16 protein-coding genes are annotated in these 23,778 nt (G+C 71.8%); 9 read left to right on the top strand and 7 right to left on the bottom strand.

The window, feature by feature from the left end; genetic code table 11:
• The first annotated feature begins 302 nt into the window (after positions 1–302).
• Both AB0I79_RS27225 and AB0I79_RS27220 read left to right on the top strand, forming a co-directional pair.
• Positions 303–1,925, top strand: coding sequence for an ABC-F family ATP-binding cassette domain-containing protein (locus AB0I79_RS27225; RefSeq protein WP_357878062.1), 1,623 nt, complete (start codon positions 303–305; stop codon positions 1,923–1,925).
• 92 nt (positions 1,926–2,017) lie between these two features.
• Entirely contained in the window at positions 2,018–2,443 is a 426-nt protein-coding gene (locus AB0I79_RS27220) for an organic hydroperoxide resistance protein (protein ID WP_357878059.1), read from the top strand.
• 52 nt (positions 2,444–2,495) lie between these two features.
• On the opposite strand, the gene AB0I79_RS27215 is transcribed toward AB0I79_RS27220, so the two are convergent.
• Both AB0I79_RS27215 and AB0I79_RS27210 read right to left on the bottom strand, forming a co-directional pair.
• Complete coding sequence (locus tag AB0I79_RS27215) at positions 2,496–4,835, bottom strand: ExeM/NucH family extracellular endonuclease (protein WP_357878056.1); 2,340 nt, start codon at positions 4,833–4,835, stop codon at positions 2,496–2,498.
• Positions 4,836–4,989: 154 nt separating this feature from the next.
• On the bottom strand, positions 4,990–6,636 hold the full coding sequence (locus tag AB0I79_RS27210) for an NAD(P)/FAD-dependent oxidoreductase (protein WP_357878053.1): 1,647 nt from the start codon (positions 6,634–6,636) through the stop codon (positions 4,990–4,992).
• A 151-nt stretch (positions 6,637–6,787) separates the two neighbouring features.
• Between AB0I79_RS27210 and lexA the strand changes: the two genes are divergently transcribed.
• A complete protein-coding gene (lexA, locus tag AB0I79_RS27205) occupies positions 6,788–7,447 on the top strand; it encodes a transcriptional repressor LexA (RefSeq protein WP_357878051.1) in 660 nt (219 codons plus the stop codon).
• A 142-nt stretch (positions 7,448–7,589) separates the two neighbouring features.
• Here lexA and AB0I79_RS27200 read toward each other — a convergent pair whose 3' ends face one another.
• The 5 genes from AB0I79_RS27200 to AB0I79_RS27180 form a co-directional block, all read right to left on the bottom strand.
• Positions 7,590–9,428, bottom strand: coding sequence for a DUF2264 domain-containing protein (locus tag AB0I79_RS27200; protein ID WP_357878048.1), 1,839 nt, complete (start codon positions 9,426–9,428; stop codon positions 7,590–7,592).
• Positions 9,429–9,430: 2 nt separating this feature from the next.
• Positions 9,431–11,752: a polysaccharide lyase 8 family protein gene (locus AB0I79_RS27195; RefSeq protein ID WP_357878045.1), complete on the bottom strand. Its 2,322-nt coding sequence runs from the start codon at positions 11,750–11,752 to the stop codon at positions 9,431–9,433.
• A complete protein-coding gene (locus AB0I79_RS27190) occupies positions 11,749–13,023 on the bottom strand; it encodes a M60 family metallopeptidase (protein ID WP_357878042.1) in 1,275 nt (424 codons plus the stop codon). The genes AB0I79_RS27195 and AB0I79_RS27190 overlap by 4 nt, the downstream gene beginning before the upstream one ends.
• Before the next feature lie 112 nt (positions 13,024–13,135).
• Positions 13,136–14,191: a LacI family DNA-binding transcriptional regulator gene (locus tag AB0I79_RS27185; protein WP_357878039.1), complete on the bottom strand. Its 1,056-nt coding sequence runs from the start codon at positions 14,189–14,191 to the stop codon at positions 13,136–13,138.
• A 25-nt stretch (positions 14,192–14,216) separates the two neighbouring features.
• Entirely contained in the window at positions 14,217–15,242 is a 1,026-nt protein-coding gene (locus tag AB0I79_RS27180; RefSeq protein ID WP_357878036.1) for a hydroxyacid dehydrogenase, read from the bottom strand.
• A gap of 163 nt (positions 15,243–15,405) precedes the next feature.
• Here AB0I79_RS27180 and AB0I79_RS27175 point away from each other — a divergent pair, with 163 nt between their 5' ends.
• The 6 genes from AB0I79_RS27175 to AB0I79_RS27150 are packed head-to-tail and all read left to right on the top strand — an operon-like array spanning position 15,406 to position 23,735.
• Entirely contained in the window at positions 15,406–16,386 is a 981-nt protein-coding gene (locus AB0I79_RS27175) for an ABC transporter permease subunit (RefSeq protein ID WP_357878033.1), read from the top strand.
• Entirely contained in the window at positions 16,373–17,260 is an 888-nt protein-coding gene (locus AB0I79_RS27170) for a carbohydrate ABC transporter permease (protein WP_357878030.1), read from the top strand. The genes AB0I79_RS27175 and AB0I79_RS27170 overlap by 14 nt, the downstream gene beginning before the upstream one ends.
• Before the next feature lie 28 nt (positions 17,261–17,288).
• Complete coding sequence (locus AB0I79_RS27165; protein WP_357878027.1) at positions 17,289–18,944, top strand: extracellular solute-binding protein; 1,656 nt, start codon at positions 17,289–17,291, stop codon at positions 18,942–18,944.
• 2 nt (positions 18,945–18,946) lie between these two features.
• The gene (locus AB0I79_RS27160) at positions 18,947–20,323 is read left to right on the top strand and encodes a M1 family metallopeptidase (RefSeq protein ID WP_357878024.1); all 1,377 of its coding nucleotides are present in this window, start codon (positions 18,947–18,949) and stop codon (positions 20,321–20,323) included.
• Positions 20,320–22,527, top strand: coding sequence for a right-handed parallel beta-helix repeat-containing protein (locus tag AB0I79_RS27155; protein ID WP_357878021.1), 2,208 nt, complete (start codon positions 20,320–20,322; stop codon positions 22,525–22,527). The genes AB0I79_RS27160 and AB0I79_RS27155 overlap by 4 nt, the downstream gene beginning before the upstream one ends.
• Positions 22,524–23,735 carry an alpha-L-fucosidase gene (locus AB0I79_RS27150; protein ID WP_357878018.1) on the top strand — a complete coding sequence of 404 codons (1,212 nt, stop codon included), beginning with the start codon at positions 22,524–22,526 and terminating at the stop codon, positions 23,733–23,735. Before AB0I79_RS27155 ends, AB0I79_RS27150 begins: the two co-directional genes overlap by 4 nt.
• Positions 23,736–23,778: the final 43 nt, after the last annotated feature.

The raw sequence follows: 23,778 nt of genomic DNA, 5'->3' as shown, positions 1-23,778 counted from the left end.
GCCCGCCTTCCATTCGTCACCTGTTCAGATGGTGACGAGAAGGTGCGTCACCTGTCAAACGAGTGACGTGGAATGACCAGTTTCCGGCGGGTGCTAGGGTGAAGTGCGCACATTCGTGACAGCTAGGAGACCAGACATGGCAGGCGACGACGACATCTCCGGGTGATACCGGAGGTTGACCCCGGCCCCGGCCGACGCGCGAAGACCGTCGCCGGTGTGGCCCAGGTCGTCGTTCCCTCGTTCCTGTTTCCCCGCCGGGCCTTCTTCTCGCATGCCCGGGTCACCTTTCAGAGGTATGTCACATGTCTGACGCATTCGTCATCTGCTCCGGGCTGTCCTTCTCCTGGCCCGACGACACTCCCGTCTTCACCGGCCTGTCCTTCAGCGTGGGCGGCGGCCGTACCGGTCTGGTCGCGCCGAACGGCGCCGGCAAGAGCACGCTGCTCAAGCTGATCGCCGGCGAGCTGCGGCCGTCGAGCGGCGACGTGTCGGTCAAGGGCGTGCTCGGCTACCTGCCGCAGAGCCTGCCCCTCACCCAGGACCTGACCGTGGCCGAGGTGCTGGGCATCGCCCCGGTGATCGCCGCGCTCGACGCCATCGAGTCCGGCGACGCCGCCGAGGAGCACTTCACCACCATCGGCACCGACTGGGACATCGAGGAGCGCACCCGCGCCCAGCTCGACCGGCTCGGCCTGGCAGGGCTCGCCTTCGACCGCACGCTCGGCACGCTGAGCGGCGGCCAGGTCGTCTCGCTCGGCCTGGCCGCGCAGCTGCTCAAGCGGCCCGACGTGCTGGTGCTGGACGAGCCGACCAACAACCTCGACCTGGCGGCCCGGCGCCGCCTGCACGACCTGCTCGGCGACTGGAACGGTTGCCTGCTGGTGGTCAGCCACGACCGCGCCCTGCTCGACCGGATGGACCGCATCGCCGAGCTCGACCGCGGCGAGCTGCGCTTCTACGGCGGCGGCTACACCGCCTACGAGGAGGCCGTGCGCGTCGAGCAGGAGGCCGCGGAACGTGACGTGCGCAGCGCCGAGCAGGAGCTCAAGCGCGAGAAGCGGGAGATGCAGCAGGCCCGCGAGCGGGCCGATCGCCGGGCGAGCAACGCGGCCCGCAACCTGAAGAACGCCGGCCTGCCGCGCATCTTCGCCGGCAACATGAAGCGCGGCGCGCAGGAGTCGGCCGGCCGGGCCGGGCAGCTGCACGCCTCCCGGGTCAGCGACGCCAAAGCGCGGCTCGACGAGGCCGGGCGGGCGCTGCGCGACGATCAGAAGATCGCGCTGGAGCTGCCCGGCACGCACGTGCCGGCCGGGCGCACGGTCTTCCACGGTGAGCGCCTGCAGGCGCGCGGCCTGTTCGCCGGGCCGGGCGTGGACCTGACCGTGCGCGGGCCCGAGCGCATCGCGCTGACCGGCCCCAACGGCGCCGGCAAGTCCACCCTGCTGCGGCTGATCAGCGGCGACCTGGAGCCGGACGGCGGCACCACCCGCCGGGCCGACGGCCGGGTGGCCTACCTGTCGCAGCGGCTGGACCTGCTCGACCTGGACCGCACCGTGGCCGAGAACCTGGCGCAGGCGGCTCCCGGCATGGCCTCGGCCGAGCGGATGAACCTGCTGGCCCGCTTCCTGTTCCGGGGACCGCGGGCGCACCTGCCCGTGGGCGTGCTGTCCGGCGGGGAGCGCCTGCGGGCGACGCTGGCGTGCGTGTTGTGCGCCGAGCCCGCGCCCCAGTTGCTGCTGCTGGACGAGCCGACCAACAACCTCGACCTGGTCAGCGTGGCCCAGCTGGAGAGCGCGCTGGCGGCGTACGAGGGGGCGTTCGTGGTGGTCAGCCACGACGAACGGTTCCTGGCGGAGATCGGGGTCGAGCGGTGGCTGGAGCTGTCAGACGGCCGTCTGCTGGAGACCGGTCCGTCACCGGCTTGACAGGTGACGTCTTGGGTTGCCAATATCGTCACCAGTTAAGCCGGTGACGCGAAAGGTGCTTCCCGGCGTACCCGCTCAGAAGGGATACAGCCATGGCTGTCAGCTACACCGGGGTCGTCACCGTCACGGGAGAGGGCAGGAACGGCGGGCGCGTCCAGGCCGATGACGGCATGCTCGACACCACGCTCGCCATCCCGAAGGAGTTCGGGGGCGCGGGCGGGGCCACCAACCCCGAGCAGCTCTTCGCCGCGGGCTGGGGCGCCTGCTTCCTCGGCGCGGTCAGGAGGGCGGCGGCCCAGCGCAAGGTCACGCTGAAGAGCACCGCCATCACGGTCGAGGCGACCCTGAACCACGGCGACGACGGCGAGTTCGGCCTGAGCGCCGTGCTCAACCTGGAGCTCGGCGGCGTGGACCAGCAGACGGCCGAGGAGCTGGGCGCGGCGGCCCACCAGCTCTGCCCGTACTCCAAGGCGACCCGCGGCAACATCCCGGTCACCATCAACGCGAAGGCCGTCTGACACGCGCCGGCCGCGGCGGAGTGAAGCTCCGCCGCGGCCGGTGTGCGTGTTCTCAGAGCCGCAGACCCACCAGCAGCGGGTCGTGGTCGGAGGAGCGGAAGGGGTCGGGCGCGTACAGGTAGGGCGGGTTGTACTCGGTGTTGTAGTCCATGAACCGGCCCTCGTCGGAGTTGACGTGCCAGATGGTCGCGCCCGTCACCAGCTTGCGGGCGCCCTTGTCGGCCAGCACGTGGTCGAGCTCGCCGGACAGGCCCTCGAAGACGTAGCTGTAACGCTCGTCCTCCTCCACGTACTTCTTGCTCAGGCTGGTCAGCCCGGCGTTCTCGAAGGTGTGGATCGGGTCCTCCTCGCCGTAGGCGTTGATGTCGCCGAGGACGAGCGCGTTCTTCAGCTTCAGCTCGCCGATCAGGGACAGCACGGCCTGGGCCTGCTTGACGCGCTTGGCGTTGTAGCAGCTCTGCCCGTCACCCTGGTCGGCGTCCGCGCCGGTGGCCGGGCCGTCCGCGTCGGTGCAGCCCTTGGACTTGAAGTGGTTCACCAGCACGGTGAACGTCCTGCCGTGCCCCCTGGCCTTGCCGAACGTCTGCACCAGCGGCGGCCGGTTGAAGATCGGGTCGGCGGAGGAGCGCGCCGGGCCGATCGGGGTGACCTTGGCCGGCTGGTAGATCAGCGCGGTCTGGATGAGGTCGGTGCCCGGATTGGGGTGCGAGATCGCCTGGTACGTGCCCGCGCCGGCCTTGGCGTTGAGCGCGTCCACCAGGGCGTTGAGCGCCACGTCGCCGTTGCGCTCGACCTCCATCAGCCCGGCCACGGCGGGGTCGAGCGTGGTGATGTTGGCGACCAGCTTGGCGAGCTGGCGGTCCCGCTCCTCGGCGGTGGTGGCGCCGCGCGAGCCGAGCGTGGTGAACCAGTTGAGCGTGTTGAGGCTGGCCACCCGGACGTCGCCGCCGACCCGCTCGGGGCGGGCGGGGCGCGGGTTCTTCGCGCGGAAGACCACGGGCTCGGTCGGCTGGACGCGGTAGACGTCGAAGCCGTAGGTGAGGATGCCGGTCAGGTCCCGCACCTCGTCACCGAGGCGGACGGTGTTCGAGCCCTGGGTGTGGTACGGCAGCGTGGCCGGGTTCTGCGCGTTCGAGCCGTCGTCGAGCAGGATCCTGCGCCGCGCGTCCCTGCCGGGGTCCACGCCGTCGCGGTCGGTCGGCTGGTACAGCCGCTCGTCCTCGGCGAGGAGGAGCTCGCCGAACCGGGCCAGGTTGTAGGTCTCGGAGATCGCGAGGTCGTCGTCGAAGGTGACGAGCATGCCCTCGTAACGCTCGAAGGTGAGGTCCTTCCTGAGCGGCAGGTCGAGCTCGGTGCGCCTGACCGTGCCGGTGCCGCAGACGTTCACCGCGGTGGCCGGCGAGATCTCGGTCAGGCCGTTGTACTCGATCGCCTTGCCGGAGACGAGCACCCTGTCACCGGCCTTGACCGGCGAGGAGGAGTACACGAACAGGCCCTCGGAGGTCGCCGGGTCGGCGTCCGGCCGGGCGGACTGGAGGTAGAAGCCGCCGAGGCCGCCGGCGCCCTGGAAGGAGCCGGTCACGACGCCCTCGACCCGGACGTTCTGGCCGGCGACCGGGCTGGCGTCGCCGCTGCCCTGCACCTGGGAGATCTGGTGTGTGGCCGGGGTGTCGCAGCTCTCGGTCGGTGTCGGGGTCGGCGTGGGCGTCGGGGTCGGCTCGCCGTCGCCGCAGGGGGCCGGGGTGGTGGCGCTGTTGCGCGGCGCCGGGGCCGCGGTCTCGAAGTCGGCGCCGTTGTCGTCGGTGTCGGCGCAGCCGCCGCTCTTGCGGAACCCGCCGGTGGCGTTGGTGAGCGCGGGGGCGGCGGTGCCCTCGGAGAAGTTCGCGGTGCCGTACCCGACGAGGTCGGCGAGCTGCCCGAGCTGGTCCTCGGAGCAGGGGGTGGAGGAACCGTTGCAGGCCAGGCCCTCGGCCGAGCGGACCAGCGCCACCTTGCCCGCGGTGCCGCTCATGTTGATCGAGCCGGCGCTGTCGGGCCGGGGCAGCGCGCCGCTGGGCGTGGTGCCCGCGGCGAGCTGGACGAGGTGGTACTGGCCGGGCGCCAGGGTGCCGGACAGGGCGGCCCTGTTGGCGGCGAAGTTCCCGGTGCCGCCGGCGCTGGTGTACTGCACGGACCAGCCGTCCAGCGACACGGGGGTGGCGCCGCGGTTGAACAGCTCGACGAAGTCGTTGGAGAAGGGGGCGCCGGAGTTGCCGCCCCCGCCGTAGACCTGGCTGATGACCACGGTGCCTGGCGCCGCGGCGGCCACGGAGGGTGAGGACAGGGCGGCGATCGAGCCGGCGGCGACGCCGGCCGCGACGAGGATCGCCGGGACCCGGGACTTAACACGCATGCCGGGGAGCGTAAACCGACATACGGTGAAAAACCCTGTATTAGGCGTGGACGTGCCGTGAAATCTTGAACATTGACACTTCGTGTCCATTCAGGGGCGCGGATGTGTCGGCTTCGCACGATGCGAAGCCGACGCGAGCCTCCCCCCAGGGTTGTCAGGGTGACAGCACGAAGCCCTCGTACCCCTTGGCCGCGACCTCCTCGCAGATGACGCGGTAGGTGCCGACGCCGCCGGGATAGGGCAGGAAGACCCGGGGCTTGCCGGGGATGTTCGCGCCCAAGTACCAGGAGTCGGCCCGCGGGAAGAGCGTCTGCGCCGCCACCTCGCCGACGTGCCGCGTCCAGGCTTCCTCGGCGCCGGGATCGGCCTCGATGACGGTCGCGCCCGTCCCGGCCAGGTGCTGCAGGCAGCCGGCGATCCAGTCCACGTGCTGCTCGATGGAGACGAACATGTTGCTGAGCACCGACGGGCTGCCCGGCCCCGTGATGGTGAACAGGTTGGGGAACCCGGCGGTCATCAGGCCCAGATACGTGCGGGGCCCGGCCGCCCACTTCTCGCGCAGCGCCGTGCCGCCCGTCCCCGTGATGTCGATGGCGAGCAGCGGGCCGGTCAGCGCGTCGTAGCCGGTGGCGTAGACGATGGTGTCCACCTCGTACGTCGCCTCGGCGGTGCGCAGCCCGGTCTGCGTGATCTCCTCGATCGGGGTCGTCCGGACGTCCACGAGCCGCACGTTCGGCCGGTTGAAGGTGGCGTAGTAGTCGGAGTCGAAGCACGGGCGCTTGGTGCCGATCGGGTGGTCGCGGGGCGACAGCAGCTCGGCCACCCGCGGGTCCTCGACGGTCTGGCGGATCTTCTCCCGGACGAACTCGGCCACGAGCTCGTTCGCCCGCGGGTCCACCGCCGTGTCACCGAAGGCGCCGAGGAAGCCCGGCCCGCCGTGAGCCCAGCGCGCCTCCAGCTCCGCCAGCCGCTCCTGCTCCGACGCCGCCAGCGCCGAGCCGGTGTTGAACGACGCCGCGATGCCGAACAGGGAGTCGCGCATCGAGCGGCGGATCTCGGCGTAGTTGTCCTTCACCCAGCGGGCGTACCCGGGATCGAGCGGCCGGTTCCACGCCGGGATGGCGAAGTTGGGCGTCCGCTGGAAGACCGTCACCTGCGCGGCCCGCTCGGCGAGGACCGGGATGATCTGGATGCCGGACGAACCCGTGCCGATGACCGCGACCCGCTTGCCCGCGAGGTCCACCTCCTCGTGCGGCCAGCGCCCGGTGTGGTGACTGTCGCCGCGGAAGGAGCCGGCGCCGGGGATGTCGGGGACGCGGGCGTCCGAGAGGCAGCCCACGGCCGTGATGAGGAAGCGGCCCGTCACCCGGTCACCGCGGTCGGTCTCCACCCGCCAGCGCGACGCGGCCTCGTCGTAGGCGGCGCGGGTGACCCGCGTCCGGAACCGCATGTCGCGGCGCAGGTCGAACCGGTCGGCGACGTGCTCGGCGTAGCGCAGGATCTCGGGCTGGGACGGGTACCGCTCGGTCCAGTCCCACTCCTGCCGCAGCTCCTCGGAGAAGGAGTAGCAGTACTCCACGCTCTCCACGTCGCAGCGGGCGCCCGGATACCGGTTCCAGTACCAGGTGCCGCCGACGCCGTCGCCGGCCTCGTACACCCGGGCGGTCAGGCCCAGGCCGCGCAGCCGGTGCAGCATGTACATGCCGGAGAACCCGGCGCCGATCACGACGGCGTCGAAGGACGCGCCGGTCTCGGGCGCGGGGCCGGATGCGGTCACGGGGGCGATGGAGGCTTCGGCCATGGCGGTCTCTCCTGTCGGCGCGGTCCGTGACCGTAACGCTGACATGACCGCGCCCGGCGGCCAAGAGCGCGTGCGCGGGTGCCGCCGCTGGGGAGGGCGGCGAGAACCGCCCGTCACCCCGGCGTGCCGCGATGGGCCTACCATTTCGCTGGTGACCAGCTACGACGATCATGACGCGTTCGAGTACGTGGACTTCTCGGCCCTGCCGCAGCGCCAGCAGCGGATCCTGGCCATGATCCGGGACTGGGTGGCCCGGTACGGGTACCCGCCGAGCACCCGCGAGCTCGGCCGCGCCGTCGGGCTGAGGTCGGCCTCGTCGGTGTCGAAGCACCTGAAGAGCCTGGAGGAGAGGGGCCTCCTGCGCCGGAGCACGGCCGTGACCAGGTCGATCGACGTGCGCCCGTTCCTGCGGGCCGCGGCGCCGGAGCCGGCCGGTGACCTGGTGAGCGTGCCCGTGGTCGGCGACATCGCCGCGGGCACCCCGATCCTCGCGGACGAGCACCTGGACGAGGCGCTGACCCTGCCCCGCGACCTGACCGGGCGAGGCACCGTGTTCGCCCTCCGGGTGCGGGGCGACTCGATGATCGACGCCGCGATCTGCGACGGCGACATCGTCGTGGTCCGGCAACAGCCCGAGGCGCACTCCGGCCAGATCGTCGCCGCGATGATCGACGGCGAGGCCACCGTGAAGGTGTACCGCCAGCGCGGCGGGCACGTCTTCCTCGAACCGCGCAACCCCGCCTACGACGTCATCGACGGCGACGAGGCCGCGGTGCTGGGCATCGTGGTCTCGGTCCTGCGCAGCGTCTGAGGCCGGGCGCGCGTGCGGCGCCCGGGGGCGCGTGACCGTTCGCCGTGCGCGGCGGCGGGCGAGGGCGGCGGGCGAGGACAGCGGGCGAGAACGGTAGGCCAGGACGGTAGGCCAGGCCGGCGGGCGAGGACGGGCTACGGGTTCAGGCGCGAGCCACCGTCGTGGACGTGCCGTTGGGGAAGGTGACGACGACCGCCTCGCCGGAGACGTCCACCGTGACGGCGTCGCGCAGCGCGCCGGGGTGCACCTCGTCGCCCGACAGCACCACCAGGGAGACGTGCAGGCCGGGCGCGTCGGAGTGCAGGCAGGGGACGGCCGAGTGCGGGCCGAAGGCGTTCGACTCGACCTCCCGCGACACGCTCGCCCGCGCCCACCCGTACAGCCCGATCACCGCGGAGGTCAGGCCGTCGGCGCGGCGGGCCAGCGCCCAGCCGTCGCCGGTGACCGAGGCGGGCGGGCCGGCGTCGGAGAGGGCGTACCCGCCTTCGCGCACCGCGCTGCCCGCCCCGCCCGCGATCTCGTGAACGCGCACCTCCCAGGGGCCGCACACGGCGGAGGTGGTCGTGATCACGGCCCCCGTCCCGGTCTCGTACGAGGAGGAGGCGGTGGCGTCGTGGCAGGACAGCGGCCGGATGGCGGCCCGGCGCGACGGGACCCCGTCCGGCGCGATCAGGGCGAGGTGGTTGTCGAGGTCGCGGGACCAGGCGTGCTCGGCGGCCTCGGGCCCGGTGCGCGTGGAGTAGGCGAGCTTGGCGTAGTGCGGGTCGTCGGGCGGGGCGCCGTGGTCGCTGCCGTGGTTGAGCAGCCGGACGATCCCGTCGTGGCGGGTGCCGTGCAGGAGCAGCCCGGTGGCCGGGACGGCGGCGGTCACGTCGTGCTCGTCGATGGGCAGCGACTGCTCGCGCTCGGTCCACACCGGGTGATCGGGCGGCAGCAGCAGCCCGATGAAGGCCTTCGAGGCCCAGTACGGCGACGCGGGCCCCGAGTAGGCCTGCGTCGTGGGCAGGAACGGCTCGTACCAGCCGAGGGAGAGCAGCCCGTCGGGCGAGGGCACGCCGCGCTCGGCGAAGTGACGCACGACGGAGGAGGCCAGCTTGCGGGTCTGGCCGGGGGTGAGCGGGGTGGCGCCGGCGAGCGCGCCCAGCCAGACGGGCGCGACGGCGGCGAAGCGGTAGGTGAGCGAGCGGCCCTGGTGGACCGGCGCGCCGTCGGAGCCGAAGAAGTGCTGGTACGTCCCCAGGAACTCGCGCAGCCGCCCCGCGTACAGCGCGGCCCGCTCGGCGTGCCCCGACATGCGGGTCCACAGCAGCGGGTACAGGTGCAGCGCCCACCCGCAGTAGTAGTCGAAGTTCCTGGACCCGCCGTCGGTGTACCAGCCGTCGCCGACGTACCAGTCCTCGATCCGCTCCAGCCCCCGCTCGATCTCCCCCTGCTCGTACGGCCCGCCGACGGACTTCAGGAACTCCTCCGTCACGGTCTGGAACAACATCCAGTTGTTGTCCCAGGTCCGCTTGCCGACGAAGCCGCCGAGCCACTCGACCACCCGCTCCCGCACGCCGTCGTCGAGCCGGTCCCACAACCACGGCCGGGTCTCGTGGAGGCCGATCGCGATCGAGGCGGCCTCTACCATCTGCTGCGAGCAGTCGGTCAGCACCGGCCAGGACTCGCCGCTCGACGGGTCGGTGCCGGCGGCGAGCCCTCTGGCGTACCGCTCGACCAGGTGCGGCACGTCCCCGCCCGCGCCCGCGATCCGGAACGCCGCCGCCAGGAACGTGCGCGCGAACCCCTCCAGACCGTCCAGCACCACACCCGACCAGCTCGCCCTGCCGGGCAGCCGGAACTGCGCCTGCCCCGGCGAGGCGTACGGCGTGACGGCCTCCAGCAGGTGGTCGGCCAGGGCCTCCCAGTGGGCGCGGGTCCAGCCGGTGCGCGGGGAGAGCACGCGGTCGGACGGCGGGAGCGGAAGGTAAGGAGGGATCATGTTCAGCCTTTCCGGCCCGTCGAGAGTACGGCGGTGTGCGTGCGGCCGGCCGAGCCGGCCAGGTTCACCGTGACCCGGGGCCGGTCGCCCGTCGTCACGGAGACCGTATCGTCGGCCTCGATCAGGCGGTGCGCCGGGTGCGGGAGCGTGATCGTGGTGGTGGCGACCGTGCGGCTCGGGTCGGAGACCGCCACCGTGATCCGCCCGGCCGCACGCCGGATCAGGACCGCGCAGGGCGCCGACGCCGAAACACCGCCCGCTTCCGGCGCGCGGCCCACCTCCCCGGGCGTCCAGAAGATCGCCGCGAGCAGCTCGCCGCCGCCGGCCGAGCGGCCCCGCGCGCGGACCGCCTGCGCGTCGCCGGTGTTGGCGAGGATCTCGACGCCGTCGAAGTCCCTGGTCCGCTCGCGGGTGGCGGCCGGGAGCAGGATGTAGGCGTAGGTCGCGTCCGTGGGGTCGGGCCCGTGGTCGAACCAGAGGGTGGTGTAGTCGCGGGTCACGGGATCGGCGGTGCCCCTGGTGCTGGGGCCGTCGTTGATCTCCAGCCAGGTGCCGGTGCGGCGCTCCTGGAGCGTGCGCGGGGCGGGGCCGGTGGGGAAGACGTATCCGGCGACGCCGTCGAGGTGGGCCCAGCCGTCGCCGGTGGTCAGGGTGGCCGCGGTGGCGCGGTTCTCGACCACCGTCTCGATCGGGCGGCCGTCGCTGCTGGTGATGCCGGCGCCCAGGCAGACCACCGCGTCGTCCAGGCACACCCAGCTTTTCCTGGCCGTCAGCGAGGTGCCGGCCGCCATCAGGTCGAGCCCCGCCACCCCGTACCCGCCGGCGGTGGCGCCGCCCGCCCAGGCGTTGGCCGGCCGGAACGTGCCCGTGCCGCCGACGGAGACGGCGGGGTCGCGGTGGCGGGTGTCCACGGTGGTGCCGGCCAGCCGGTAGGAGTCGACCGTCGGCCAGTAGCCGGCGCTGTAGTGGTCGAGGTCGAGGTGGAGGTAGGTGGCGCCGTCGCCCTGGTACCAGGCCCGGTAGTTCTCGCCGTTGCCGCACTCGTACATCGCGATCCGCCGCGACGACAGGCTGATGGCGAACGACCAGGAGGGGCGGCGGTGCACGATCCGGTCCATGGCGGCGAACACGCGGTGGCCGCGCGGGCGCGGCGCCGCGGCCACCGCGGCGTCGCCCAGCAGCGCGGCGGCCCTGGCGGTGGCGGCGACGTTCGCGGCGTCGAGGAAGCGGCCCCGCCGGATCCACCCCTTGGCGAGCTGCCTGAACCGGGTGGCATAGGGCTCGCCGGCGCCCGCGGCCAGTTGCAGGATCGCGTCGACGGTGTCGCGGCCGGCGTCGTCGTCGCGGTTGAACTGCCGCGACACGGCCCGGCCGCGGACGCTGTCCATCATCAGCCCGTCGTGGATCCACGGCGCGTAGGCGTTCTCCACCGCGTCGAGCACGACGCGCACCGCCGGATCGGTGACCTCCCAGGCGCTGCCGCCGAGCAGCCCCAGGATCGTGGCGAGTGACTGGAGCAGCACCACCCCGTACGACCCGGTGTAGGCGACCACGCCGTGCTGGATGAACGACCCGTCGGCGTAGAAGCCGTCGCCCGAGGTGACGTGCCCGAACAGGGTGTGCTTGCCGGCGTCGCGCGTGTCGGACAGGCCGTCGCGGGCGAGCGCGAGCTTGCCGGCGTCCGCGCCGACGATGCCGCGCAGGGCCACGATGAGCGCCTTGTCGGCCCGGTTGGCGCCGGTCTCGGCGAAGTCGGTGAGGTTGGTCCTGCGGTCGGGGTTGGGGCAGAAGCGGTCCACGGCGCGGATCCAGGCGGCCCGCTGGCCGGCGCTGATGGCGTCGTGCATGATCACGGCGGTGTCCATCAGGGCGCGGGGCGCGCCGATCTCCCAGTGCCACCAGTTGCCGGTCTCGCGCCTGGCCTCGTTGTAGGCGCGCTCGTAGAGGAAGTCGAGGCCGCCGAGGATCTCCCGGGCCGCGGCCTCGTCCCCGTGCGTGGAGGTGCCCGGGCTCGCCCAGGCGGTGGCGAGCGTGCGCAGGCGCTGGTAGCTGCCCGCGATGTCACCCGACACGCCGGTGAGGGGGAGGTCAGGCCAGAGGAAGGTGCGGCCGGCCGACACGTCCATGGCCGCCCGGTGCGCCCGCGCGGCGGCGTCCAGCCGGGCCACGGGTGCGGCGAAGACGGGGTCGTCCGGGTCGATGCCACCGCCCGTGAACAGGGCGGCGGCCTTGGCGCGCAGCTCGGAGAAGGCATCCTGCCCGGACCGGGAGCCGAGGAGCGGTACGGCGGCCAGGCCGCCGAGGAAGGCGCGGCGGCTGGTCATCGTTCGACCAGCGCGGTCAGATCGGTGGCGGGGGCGGGCAGCCCGAGCGCCGCCACCTGCGCCAGGTACTCGTCCGTCAGCGGGGCGCCCCACCGCCGCCAGAAGGCGGACAGGTCGGCGCGGGCGATGCGGGAGGTGTAGAGCGCGAGGTGACCCCAGCGCTTGGCCGACTCCGTGTAGTCGGAGGCGGGCCGCTCGGCGCGCACCAGGCGGTGCAGCCGCGGGTAGAAGTCCTCGCCGAAGGCCAGTTCGAGCTGGCGGAAGGGGACGAGCTTCTCGTACGCCCCCAGCTTGAGGTAGTCGGCGGCGGGCAGCTTGGCCAGGGCCGTGGCGTAGACGCCGTTCACGACCAGGTTGGACGGCTGGCCGAGCGTGCGCTGGGCGGCCAGCGAGTAGATGTTGACCGTGACCTCGGTGAGGTCGTTCGGCTTGTAGGCCATCTGCTGGTGCTGGTGGCCGAGCTCGTGGTAGACGCCCCAGCCCCTGGTGCGCAGGCCGGTCACGGTGATCAGGCGGTCCAGGTAGGTGCGCGGGTAGGCGGTCCACCCGTGCGTGGCGTACGCTCCGGCGCCGGCGGGCATCCGGGGGGCCTCGACGAGGTGGAACGGCAGCGGGGAACGCTCCGCCTGGGAGAGCCCGGAGATCGCGGCGTGCGAGGCGATGATCGTTTCGAGGAGCCGTAGCAGGGCGGCGTGGTCCTGGTCGCGCCAGGCGAGCATGCCGTCCCGGGTGACGGAGACGATGGCGCGCTCGGACACCAGCTCGACCTGGGGCGCGTCGGTGAGCGCGTCGAGCTGCGCCTGGAAGCTCTCCTCGCTGGTCTCGCCCAGCCTGAACGTGGGGACGCGCACCCCGCCCGAGCGGAACCTGACCCGGGCGCGCTGCCCGTCACCGGTGAGCGACAGGTAGACCAGGCCGCCGCCCGGGTCCGTGACGGTGTTGACGCCGGCGGCCAGCGGGTAGGCGCGCGGGTTCTTGTACGTGACGTCGGCGTGCGTGTCGGGGGCGCCGACGTGCAGCGTGGGCAGGAGCCCGTCGGGGGCCGCCACCTCGACGGTCAGCGGGGTGCCGGCGGGCAGGTGCACGCCGGTGGGGTGGAAGTCGGTGGTCCTGAGTGCCTGCTGGAGCCGGAGGCGCTCGCTCTCGGCGCCCGGCCTGGCCCTGAGCGTGACGGTGTGGTGCGCCTCGGCGGCGAGGGCCGGCCGGGCGAGCAGGAGGGCCGCGCCCGTGCCGCCCGCGACCAGGAAGGATCTGCGACTGAGGGGGGTCATGGCAGGGAGTTTGTAAGCGCTTTCTACTACGGTCAAGGGCTTACCGGATCTTTCTACGGCTTTCTATCCCAGTTCTACGGGCGGTTTCCCCGCATTCTGGGGTAAGCGCTTGCTACTTGGGCGGCGCGACCGAGGATCTGACCACGATGTTCGTGCCGACCACGGCCGCGGTCTGCACCGGCGACAGGTAGGCGTCGTCCTCCACCACGTCCAGGCCGATGCGCACCGCCTGGCGGCCCATCTCCTCCAGCGGGATGCGCACCGTGGTGAGCTGCGGCCGCAGCTCCTGCGCGATGGGCACGTCGTCGTAGCCCACCACGGAGATCGCCTCGGGCACGGGCACGCCGGCCAGCTCCAGCCCCTGCATCACGCCGGCCGCGACGGTGTCGTTGGCGCAGAACACGGCGGTGAAGTCGAGCTTGTCGGCCAGCAGGGCCCTGATCCTGTCGTAGCCGAACCTGCGGTTGAGCTGCCCGGTGTGGATCAGGCCCTTGTCGTGGGGCAGGCCGCGGAAGCGCAGCGCGCGCCGGTGGCCGGCCAGCCGGGCCACGGTGGTCGACAGGTTCGGCGGGCCGCCCAGGAAGACGATCCGCCGGTGCCCCTGGGTGATCAGGTAGTCGGTGATGGCGAAGGCGCCGCCCTCGTTGTCGTACTCCACGATCCTGGTCGGCACGTCCTCGCCGAGCGAGGGGCGCCCGCACAGCACGAGCGTGGAGCCGCTGGCGTGCAGCGCGCGGGCCCTGCGGGCGACCTGCGCGGCGTAGGAGCGGTCCTCGTAGGCCCCGCCCACCAGGATCACCGCGTCGGCGCGCTGCTCGTGCAGGAGGTCGATCAGCGCCAGCTCCTGCTCGTGGCTGCCCTGGGTGCAGCAGACCATGCACAGCCGGCCGTGCCTGGTCGCCTCGCGCTCGACGCCGCGGGCGATGTAGGCGTAGAAGGGGTCCACCAGGTCGTTGATGATGATGCCGACGGTCCTGTTGGTGGCTCCCGCCAGGGCTCTGGCATGCGCGTTGGCGACGTATCCAAGCTCGGCGATGGCCTGCTCGACCCGCTGCCTGGTCGCGGCCGAGACGGGGTAGTTGCCGTTGATCACCCGGGAGACGGTGGCGCTGGAGACGCCGGCGCGCGCCGCCACGTCCGCCATGGTCGCCAGGCTCTGCTCGGTCACGTGCCCTCCTTTCCGTGGCTGACGATCATGCCATCCGGTCGAGCTCGTCGCGATGGATCTCGTGGAGCAGCGGCTCTCCGGCGGTGTACCGGGCGATCTCCGCGAGCGTCGACTCGGCCAGCCGCGCGAGCTCGTTGCCCTGGGCACCGGCCAGGTGCGGGGTCACGAACGCGTTGGGCAGGTCGAACAGCGGGTGACCGGCCGGCAGCGGCTCCGGGTCGCTGACGTCCAGTATCGCGTCCAGCCGGCCGCTGCGTACCTCCTTGACGAGCGCCTCGGTGTCGATCAGCCCGCCGCGGGCGGTGTTGACGACCACCGCGCCGTCCCTGAGCATCGACAGCCGCCTGGCGTCGAGCATCCGGTACGTCTCGCGGGTCTCCGGCGCGTGCAGGCTGACCACGTGCGAGCGCCTGACCAGCGTGTCGAGATCGACGGCGGCGCCGCCGAGCGCGGCGATCCCGGCGGGCTCGGCGTACGGGTCGTACACCAGCACCTCGGCGTCGAGCCCGCGCAGCAGCTCCATGACCCTGCGCCCGATCCGCGACAGCCCGATCAGCCCGACCGTGATGTCGCGGGTGCCGAGCCAGGCCAGGCCGGTGAAGTCGCGCCGGGCGCCCGTCTCGCGGTAGCGGTGGGCGAGGGTGAAGGCACGCTTGGCGCCGAAGACGATGGCGGCGTAGGCGAACTCGGCCACGGGCACCGCGTTGGCGTCGGCGGCGCTGGTCACGCGTACGCCGCGGTCGAGCACCGCGGGGTCGAGGAAGGTCTTCACCGTGCCCGCCGCGTGCGCGATGAGGCGCAGGCCGGGGGCCCGGTTGAGCAGGTCGGCGCCGATCCTCGGGCAGCCCCATCCGGTGACGAGGACCTCGGCGCGGGCCATCGCGCGCAGCGCGCCGGCCGAGCTGACCTCGTGCAGCACCCGGTCGTCCACCTCGGCCAGGTCGGCGAGCCTGCGCAGCGTGGCGTGCCCGAACACCTCCTCTCGCACTCCGGGCGCCATCGCGAGGACGGCGCGCGGTCTCAGCCGGGCTTGCGGAGGTTTCACCGGCATCCTCTCTGATAGTAAGCGCATTCTATGCATCGAGGTGGCACGTTAGGACTCCACCTGCGAAAAGGTCAAGCAGAGTAGGGGAAATGAGCGGACTTTCCGGGAGAGGGCTTGACGGAAACGAAAGCGCTTACTAACTTCCTCGCCAACTGGAAGGACCCAGCGCATGACCGCTACCCTCGACGCTCCCTCGACCGCGGCCGCCTCCGAGCGGCGACAGCCGCCACGCAAGCTGCCGCTGTGGCGCCGCGTCTGGCGCGACCGGGTGATGCTCCTGCTGGCGCTGCCCGGGCTGCTCTATTTCCTGGTCTTCCACTACGGGCCGCTGTTCGGCTACGTGGTCGCGTTCAAGGACTATCAGCCCTACATCGGGTTCGTGGACAGCCCCTGGGTGGGGTTGCAGAACTTCGTCAGCGTCTTCGGAGACCCGGGCGTCTGGAACGCCCTGGGCAACACGCTCAAGATCACCATCACCCAGCTCGTGCTGTTCTTCCCCGCGCCCATCGCGCTCGCGCTGCTGCTCAACAGCGTGCTCAACGACAAGGTGCGCAGGTTCGTGCAGAGCGTGGTCTACCTCCCGCACTTCATCGGCTGGGTGATCATCGTCTCGGTGTTCCAGCAAATACTCGGCGGCGCCGGCGCGCTGCCGAGCTTCCTGGAGAGCATCGGGCTGCCGCGCTACGACATGATGACCGACCCCGACGTCTTCCCGCTGCTGGTGACGTTGCAGGTCATCTGGAAGGACGCGGGCTGGGCCACGATCATCTTCCTGGCCGCGCTGCTCTCCATCGACCAGGGCCTGTACGAGGCCGCGGCCATGGACGGGGCGGGCAGGTGGCGCCGCTTGTGGCACGTCACGCTGCCCGGCATCACCCCGATCATCATCCTGCTGCTCATCCTCAACCTCGGCAGCATCCTGTCGGTCGGCTTCGAGCAGATCCTGCTCCAGCGCGACAACGTCGGCCCCGAGGCGGGGGAGGTGCTGGACACCTTCGTCTACTTCAACGGCGTCAAGGACGGCCAGTGGGGCGCCGCCGCCGCGGTCGGCCTGGTCAAGACCATCGTCGGCACCGCGCTGGTGCTCGGCGCGAACAAGGTGGCCCATCTGTTCGGCCACGAGGGGGTGTACCGCGGTGCCGACAAGTAGCCGTCCCGCCTGGATGGAGCGGCCGTCCACGGTGGGCCTGGTCCTCAAGGGCGTGATCCTCACCGCCGTCGTCCTGCTGGTCGCCTACCCGTTCGTCGGCGTGATCGGCACCAGCCTGTCGACGGAGAGCGACATCGCCAGGAGCGGCGGGTTCGTGCTCTTCCCCGGCTCGCCCAGCCTGTCGGCCTACACGACCATCTTCAACGGCGGCACCGTCACCAGGGCGCTGCTCGTCAGCGTGCTGGTCACGGTCGTCGGCACGTGCGCCAGCATGCTGGCGACCATCGGCATGGCGTACGGGCTGAGCCGCCGCGAGGTGACCGGCGCCCGCTGGATCCTGCTGATCGCCCTGCTGACCATGCTCTTCAACCCCGGGCTGATCGCCAACTTCCTGCTGGTCAAGCAGATCGGCCTGATCGACACCTTCGGCGCGCTGATCCTGCCCAGCCTGGTCAGCGCGTTCAACCTGGTCGTGCTCCGCTCGTTCTTCATGGGCCTGCCCCGCGAGCTGCTGGAGAGCGCGCGCATCGACGGGGCGGGCGACTTCGGCATCCTCGTCAGGATCGTGCTCCCGCTGTCGAAGGCGGTGCTCGCGGTCATCTCGCTCTTCTACGCCGTCGGCTACTGGAACGCCTTCTTCAACGCCCTGCTCTACCTCAACGACTCGGACAAGTTCCCGCTCCCGCTGATCCTGCGCACCTTCGTGCTGCAGGGCAGGACGCTGGAGACCCTGGCCGCCGCCGAGGCGCCCGCCCCGGTGCAGGCGATCCAGATGGCCGTGCTCGTGGTGGCGATCGTGCCGATCCTGCTCGTCTACCCCTTCCTCCAGCGCTACTTCACCAAGGGTGTGCTCACCGGCGCCATCAAGGGCTGAACCCCCCGAACCCCAAGGAAGATCCCTCATGAGAGAACCTGTCTCCCGCCGCGGCTTCCTGCGCCTCGGCGCCGCCGCGGCCGCCTCCACCGTGCTGGCGGGCTGCGGCGGCGGCTCGGCCGCCCCCGCCGCCAAGGCCCAGGGACTGAGCATCAAGCTGCCCGCGTACGCGCCGCTGTCCGGCGCGCTCAAGCCCGACCTGCCCGGCAACGCCACCGGCGTGCCCGAGGGGTACTTCACCTACCCCAAGGAGCTGTTCAAGGCGGTGGCCAAGCCGCCCATGTCGGGCGGCACCGTGAGCATCGCGGTGCAGACCTTCTCGCCGCCCCCGCCCGGACGTGCCGACAACCCCGCCTGGCAGGAGGTCGAGAAGCGGCTCGGCGGCACCGCCGACATGCAGCCGGTCACCGCCGACGACTGGCCGACGAAGTTCAACACCATGGTCGCCGGCGGCACGCTGCCCGACCTGTTCACCTACGTCTCCACGCAGGGCGTCAACAACCTGCCCGCGTTCGTCGCCAGCCAGTGCACCGACCTGACGCCGCTGCTCGGCGGCGACGCCGTCAAGGAGTACCCGAACCTGGCGGCGATCCCGCAGGTGTTCTGGAAGCAGGGCATCGTCGGCGGCAAGCTGTACGGCATCCCCGTGCCGCGCAACCTGGTCGGCGGCCTCGGCTTCTACCGCGCCGACATGTTCGCCGAGGCAGGCGTGGACGACCTGGCGCAGGTCACCGACCTGGACCGGCTGTTCGAGCTGCTCAAGGAGGTCACCAGGCCCAAGGACAACCAGTACGGGCTGGTCACCCACACCGGCGGCGTCTACGGCCTGTCGATCTTCGCCCAGCTCTTCGGCACGCCAAACCTCTGGCGGCTGGAGAACGGCAAGCTCGTGCACCAGATCGAGACCGAGGAGTACAAGGCCGCCGTCGAGTACGTGCGCAAGCTGCGCGAGGCAGGCGTCATCTACCCCGGCTCGGAAGGCTTCGACACCCTCAAGCGCAAGAACGAGTTCAACGCGGGCCGCGCCGCGCTCGTCTACGACGGCCTGCCCGCCTACCTCGGCCCCACCGGCTACCTGCAGACCTCCAGGAAGATCGACCCGAAGGCCGACCCCAGGCCGATGGTCCCGATCGGCCAGGCCGCCAAGGCGCACCTCAACAACATCGTCGTCTCGATCACCATGATGAAGAAGAGCGACGAGGCCCGCGCCAAGGAGCTGCTGCGCGTGGCCGACTTCTTCGCCTCGCCGTTCGGCAGCGAGGAGTACACGCTGTTCAACTACGGAGTCGAGGGCACCGACCACACGCGCGACGGCAAGGGCAACCCCGTGCTGACCGAGCAGGGCAGCAGGGACACCACGGTGCCGTGGAAGATGGTCGCCGCGCCGACCCAGCCCCTGTTCGACTCCTCCTCGTCCGACGCCGTGAAGATCATGCACGACGCGATCGGCAAGATGATCGCCGTCGGCGTCGAGGACCCCACGGTGGGGGCGTACTCGCCCGCCAACGAGAACAGCTACGAGTCGCTCTACACGATGCGCAACGACCGCGTCACCTCCATCGTGGCCGGCCGCGCCCCCGTCAGCGACCTCGACCAGCTGATCAAGGACTGGCGCGCCAAGGGCGGGGACAAGGCCCGCGCCGAGTTCGAAGAAGCGCTCGAGCAGACACCGAAGGCAGGCTGACCGTGAGACGCACACTCCTGTTACTCGCCGCCGCCGCGCTGCTCAGCACGGCCGCCGCCGTGCCCGCCCAGCCTTCGCCCGGCTCGCCCGGGCTGGGCGACCCGCTCTTCCCGACCCTCGGCAACGGCGGCTACGACGTCCGCCACTACGACGTCTCCTTCGACTTCACGCCGGTCACCTACGACTTCTCCGGCACGGTCGCGTTCACCGCGAAGGCCACCCAGGCGCTGTCGTCCTTCAACCTCGACACCGACGGCCACACCGTCGACGCGGTCACCGTCAACGGCGAACCCGCCGCCTGGTCGCTCTCCCTCGGCCAGAGCGGGCAGGAGCTGACCGTCACGCCGGCCACGCCGCTGCGCGAGCACGTGCCGTTCACGGCCGAGGTGCGCTTCCACGGCAACGGCAAGGCGCCGCGCGCCGGCCTGACGGGATGGAACTTCGGCCCCGACGGCGGGTTCGCCGCCGCCGCGCAGTCCAGCAGGGCCGACACGTTCTTCCCGGTCAACGACCACCCGTCGGACAAGGCCACCTGGACCTTCCGCGTCACCGCGCCCGAAGGGTACGTCGCCACCGCCAACGGCGAGCTCGCCGGCAGGCGGGGGAACGTGTGGCGGTTCGAGGAGCGCGAGCCGATGGCGTCCGAGCTGATCGGCCTCGCTGTGGTGAAGGGCACCTACCTGTACGGCAAGGGCCCCCACGGCCTGCCGCTGCGCCACGTCGTCCCCCAGGGCCAGGAGGACCGCTACGGCCCCGTCGCCGCCGAGACCGGCGACCAGATCGCCTGGGCCGAGGCGAGGTTCGGCCGCTTCCCGTTCTCCACCTACGGCATCCACATCTACCCCGGGTACCGCAACGCGCTGGAGAACCAGACGCTGTCGCTCTTCGGCACCGGCTGGTTCGACCAGCCCACCTACTCCAACACCATGGTGCACGAGCTGGTCCACCAGTGGTTCGGCGACTCGGTCACGCCTGCCACCTGGCAGGACGCCTGGCTGAACGAGGGCCCCGCCGTGTACTACGCGGCCTTGTGGGCCGAGGAGCACGGCGGCCAGTCCATGCCGGAGCGGATGCGGACCGTGTACGCCAAGCTCGACGCGGTGCGTGCCAAGGACGGCCCGCCCGGCAGGCCCAAGGCGCTGGGCGGCTACAACATCTACGACGGCGGCGCCCTCGTGCTGTACGCGCTGCGCACCGAGGTCGGCGACGCCGCGTTCGACCTGATCATGCGCAGGTGGGTGCAGCGCCACAAGGACGGCAACGCCTCCACCGAGGACTTCATCGCCCACGCCGCCGCCACGACGCACCGCCCCGACCTGGACGGATTCCTGCGCGACTGGCTCTACGGCACGCACAACCCGCCGCTGGAGGGCATGTGAACGGCACGATCGCCCTCGTCCTGCTGCTGACCATGACCCCGGCGGCGGCGCCGGGCCCCAAGGTCTACTACGCGGCCCCCGACGGCGGTTCCCCCGCCTGCAGCCAGGCCCGCCCCTGCTCGCTGGAAGCCGCCAGGGACAAGGTCAGGCAGGCCGTCGAGGGCGGCATGAGCCGCGACATCGAGGTGCGCCTGACCGGTGGCCTCTACCGGATGGCCGAGCCGCTCCTGCTGGACCAGCGCGACTCCGGCCCGGACGGGCACACCGTGACCTGGACCGCGGCGCCCGGCTCCCGGCCGGTCCTGTCCGGCGGGGTGCGGGTCACCGGCTGGACGCGCCAGGGCGGGTTCATGGTGGCGCGGGCGCCCGAGGGCGTGACCCCGCGCCAGCTCTTCGTCGGCGGCGTCCGCGCGATCCGGGCCCGCGGCGCCGCGTGCCCGGCAGCCGTCTGCGACGCGACGAGGACCGGCATGACAGGCGCCGTCCAGAGCGGCGTGTCCGGCTGGAGCGCCCCCGCGAACGCCGAGGCGGTCATCAAGGTCAGGTGGCGCAACTACCGCTGCCGGATCGACCGCGTGGACGGCGACACGATCACCTTCGCGCAACCGTGCTGGACGAACTCGGCGAGCGGTACCGGCCGCACCGGCCCCGCCTGGGACACCACGACGGTCGACTCCTCCCGCTACAGCGGCGTGGCCTTCTTCGAGAACGCCCGCGAGCTGCTCGACGAGCCGGGCGAGTTCGTCCACGACCGTGCGGACGGGACCATCACGTACCTGCCCAGGCCGGGGGAGAACCTCGACGACGTGATCGTCCCGGCCGGCGAGACGCTCCTGCGGATCGACGGCGCGAGCCGGATCAGGATCGCCGGCCTGTCCTTCCAGCACGCCGCCTACCACCAGCCCGGCACCGACGAGGGATACGCGGGCACCCAGGCGGGGCTCACCCTGACCGGAGCCACCGGCCCCGAGGACCATGCCGGCCGGTACTACACCAAGCCCGCCGCAGCGGTGGTCGTGAACGGCGGCAGGAACGTGGAGATCACCGGCGCCGCTTTCGCGCACCTCGGCGGCGCGGGCGTGATCCTTCAGTCCGGCACCAAGGACTCGGCGGTGACCGGTTCGACGTTCACGGACCTGTCCTCCGGCGCGGTCTACGTCGGCGACACCGAGCCCAACCCGCCGGCCGAGCTGCGCGGCGAGCGCAACACCGTGGCCCGCAACACCATCACGCTCGCCGGCAGGGAGTTCACCGACGCGGTCGGCATCTGGGCCGGCTACGAGACGGGCCTGCGCGTGGACCACAACACGCTGGAGCGGCTGCCGTACTCCGGCATCTCCGTCGGCTGGGGCTGGAACCAGCCCGTCGCCCAGCGCCCCGACATGCGCGACAACCAGGTGACCGGCAACCGGATCGTGGACGTCATGATGGTCGCCGAGCAGCAGCACGACGGCGGCGCCATCTACACGCAGGGCCCGCAGCCGGGCACGGTGATCTCCGGCAACTACATCAACCGCTCCGCCTACGGCAACACCGAGCGCGACGGCAACGGCGTCTACCTGGACGAGCAGAGCTCGTACATCAGGGTCGAGGGCAACGTGATCACCCGGGTCGGCTACAAGTGGATCTCCAACTGGGCCGGCTACGGGATCGAGAACCTCGCCACGGGCAACTGGACCGACACCACCGCGCCCGCGCTGTCGGGGCGGGGCTCGCAGCAGGTGGACAACGTCACGGCGCTGGAGCTGCTGCCCGAGGCCGCGCTGCGCGTCGCCGGGGCGGCCGGCGCCCAGCCCGGCCAGGTCGAGCAGCTCGAACCCGACCTCGCCAGGGCGGGCAGCGCGACCCAGTCCGCCACCGAGGGGACGGCGGTCGCCGCCAACGCCATCGACGGCTCCACCGTCACCGACAGCAGGACCACCTCGGCGCCCGGCTCGTGGTGGCAGGTCGACCTCGGGCAGGTGCGCACGATCGGCGCCGTCGAGCTCTGGAACGACGCGAGCATGACCACGGCCGACGTGCGGGTGCTGGTGTCGCGCACGCCGGACTTCGCCGACGCGACCGTGGTGCCGCTGCCCGGCAAGGTGCTGCGCCCGTCGCTGGTCACGGTGGACGCCGAGGGGCGGTACGTGCGCGTTCAGCGGACCGGTACGGGACGGATCGGGCTCTCGGGAGTCGCGGTCCAGGAGAGGGACAGGGCATGAGCTGGTTCACCGAGGCCCGATTCGGGCTGTTCATCCACTGGGGGATCTACGCCGCCGCCGCGCGGCACGAATGGGTGCGCTCGTACGAGCGGCTGACCGAGGAGCAGTACCGCCGCTACTTCGACCACTTCGACCCCGACCTCTACGACCCGGCGGCGTGGGCGGACGAGGCGGTCAACGCGGGGATGAAGTACGCCGTGGTGACGAGCAAGCACCACGACGGGTTCTGCCTGTGGGACTCGGACCTGACCGGCTACAAGGCGCGGCGCGACCTGCTCGCCCCGATGCTCGACGCCTTCAGGGAGCGGGGCCTGCGTACCGGCCTGTACTACTCGCTGCTCGACTGGCACCACCCGGACTTCCCCAACGACCTCTACCACCCGCAGCGGGACGAAGATCTCGGCGACCGTGACATCCGGAAATATACGGACTATATGCACGGTCAGGTCCGCGAGCTGCTCACCCGGTACGGCGACATCGACACGATGTGGTTCGACTTCTCCTACGAGGGACGCGGCTTCGGCGCCAAGGGCCCGCAGGAGTGGCGCTCCGAAGAGCTGGAGCGGCTGGTCCGCGAGCTCAGGCCAGGCATCCTGATCAACAACCGGCTCGGGCTCGGCACCGGCGACTTCACCACCCCGGAGCAGGTCATGCCGCCCGGCGGCGTGCCCGGCCACACCCCGTGGGAGTCCTGCCAGACGCTCAACGGAAGCTGGGGCTACCACCGCGACAACCAGGACTGGAAGCCGGTGGACCTGCTGGTGAAGATGCTCGTCGACACCGTCTCCAAGGGCGGCAACATGCTGCTCAACGTGGGCCCGAACGCGCGCGGCGAGTTCGAGCCCCGGGCCGTCGAGCGGCTGCGCGGCATCGGGCAGTGGATGCGCCTGCACGCCCGCTCGATCCACGGCGCCGGCGCCTCGGCGTTCGAGCCGCCACAGGACTGCCGCTACACCCAGCGTGGCGACCGCCTCTACCTGCACCTGCTGTCCTGGCCGATGAAGTACGTGCACCTCGCCGGGCTCGGCGACCGGGTCAGGTACGCCCAGTTCCTGCACGACGCCTCGGAGGTGCCGCTGGTCACGATCGACCCGAAGGAGCCCTTCCACCACTACCTGCGCGGCCTGCCGGAGGACACGCTCACGCTGCAGCTGCCCATCACCCGCCCGGACGTCACGGTGCCGGTGATCGAGCTCTTCCTGGCCTGAGCGGCACTCGCGGGGCCCTGCCCGACCTGCCGGGCAGGCCCCG

It is taken from the genome of Nonomuraea sp. NPDC050202 (assembly GCF_040656115.1).
Classification (GTDB): Bacteria; Actinomycetota; Actinomycetes; order Streptosporangiales; family Streptosporangiaceae; genus Nonomuraea.
The sequence above is the reverse complement of the archived record's forward strand: the minus strand, read 5'-3'. Positions and strand labels throughout refer to the sequence as shown.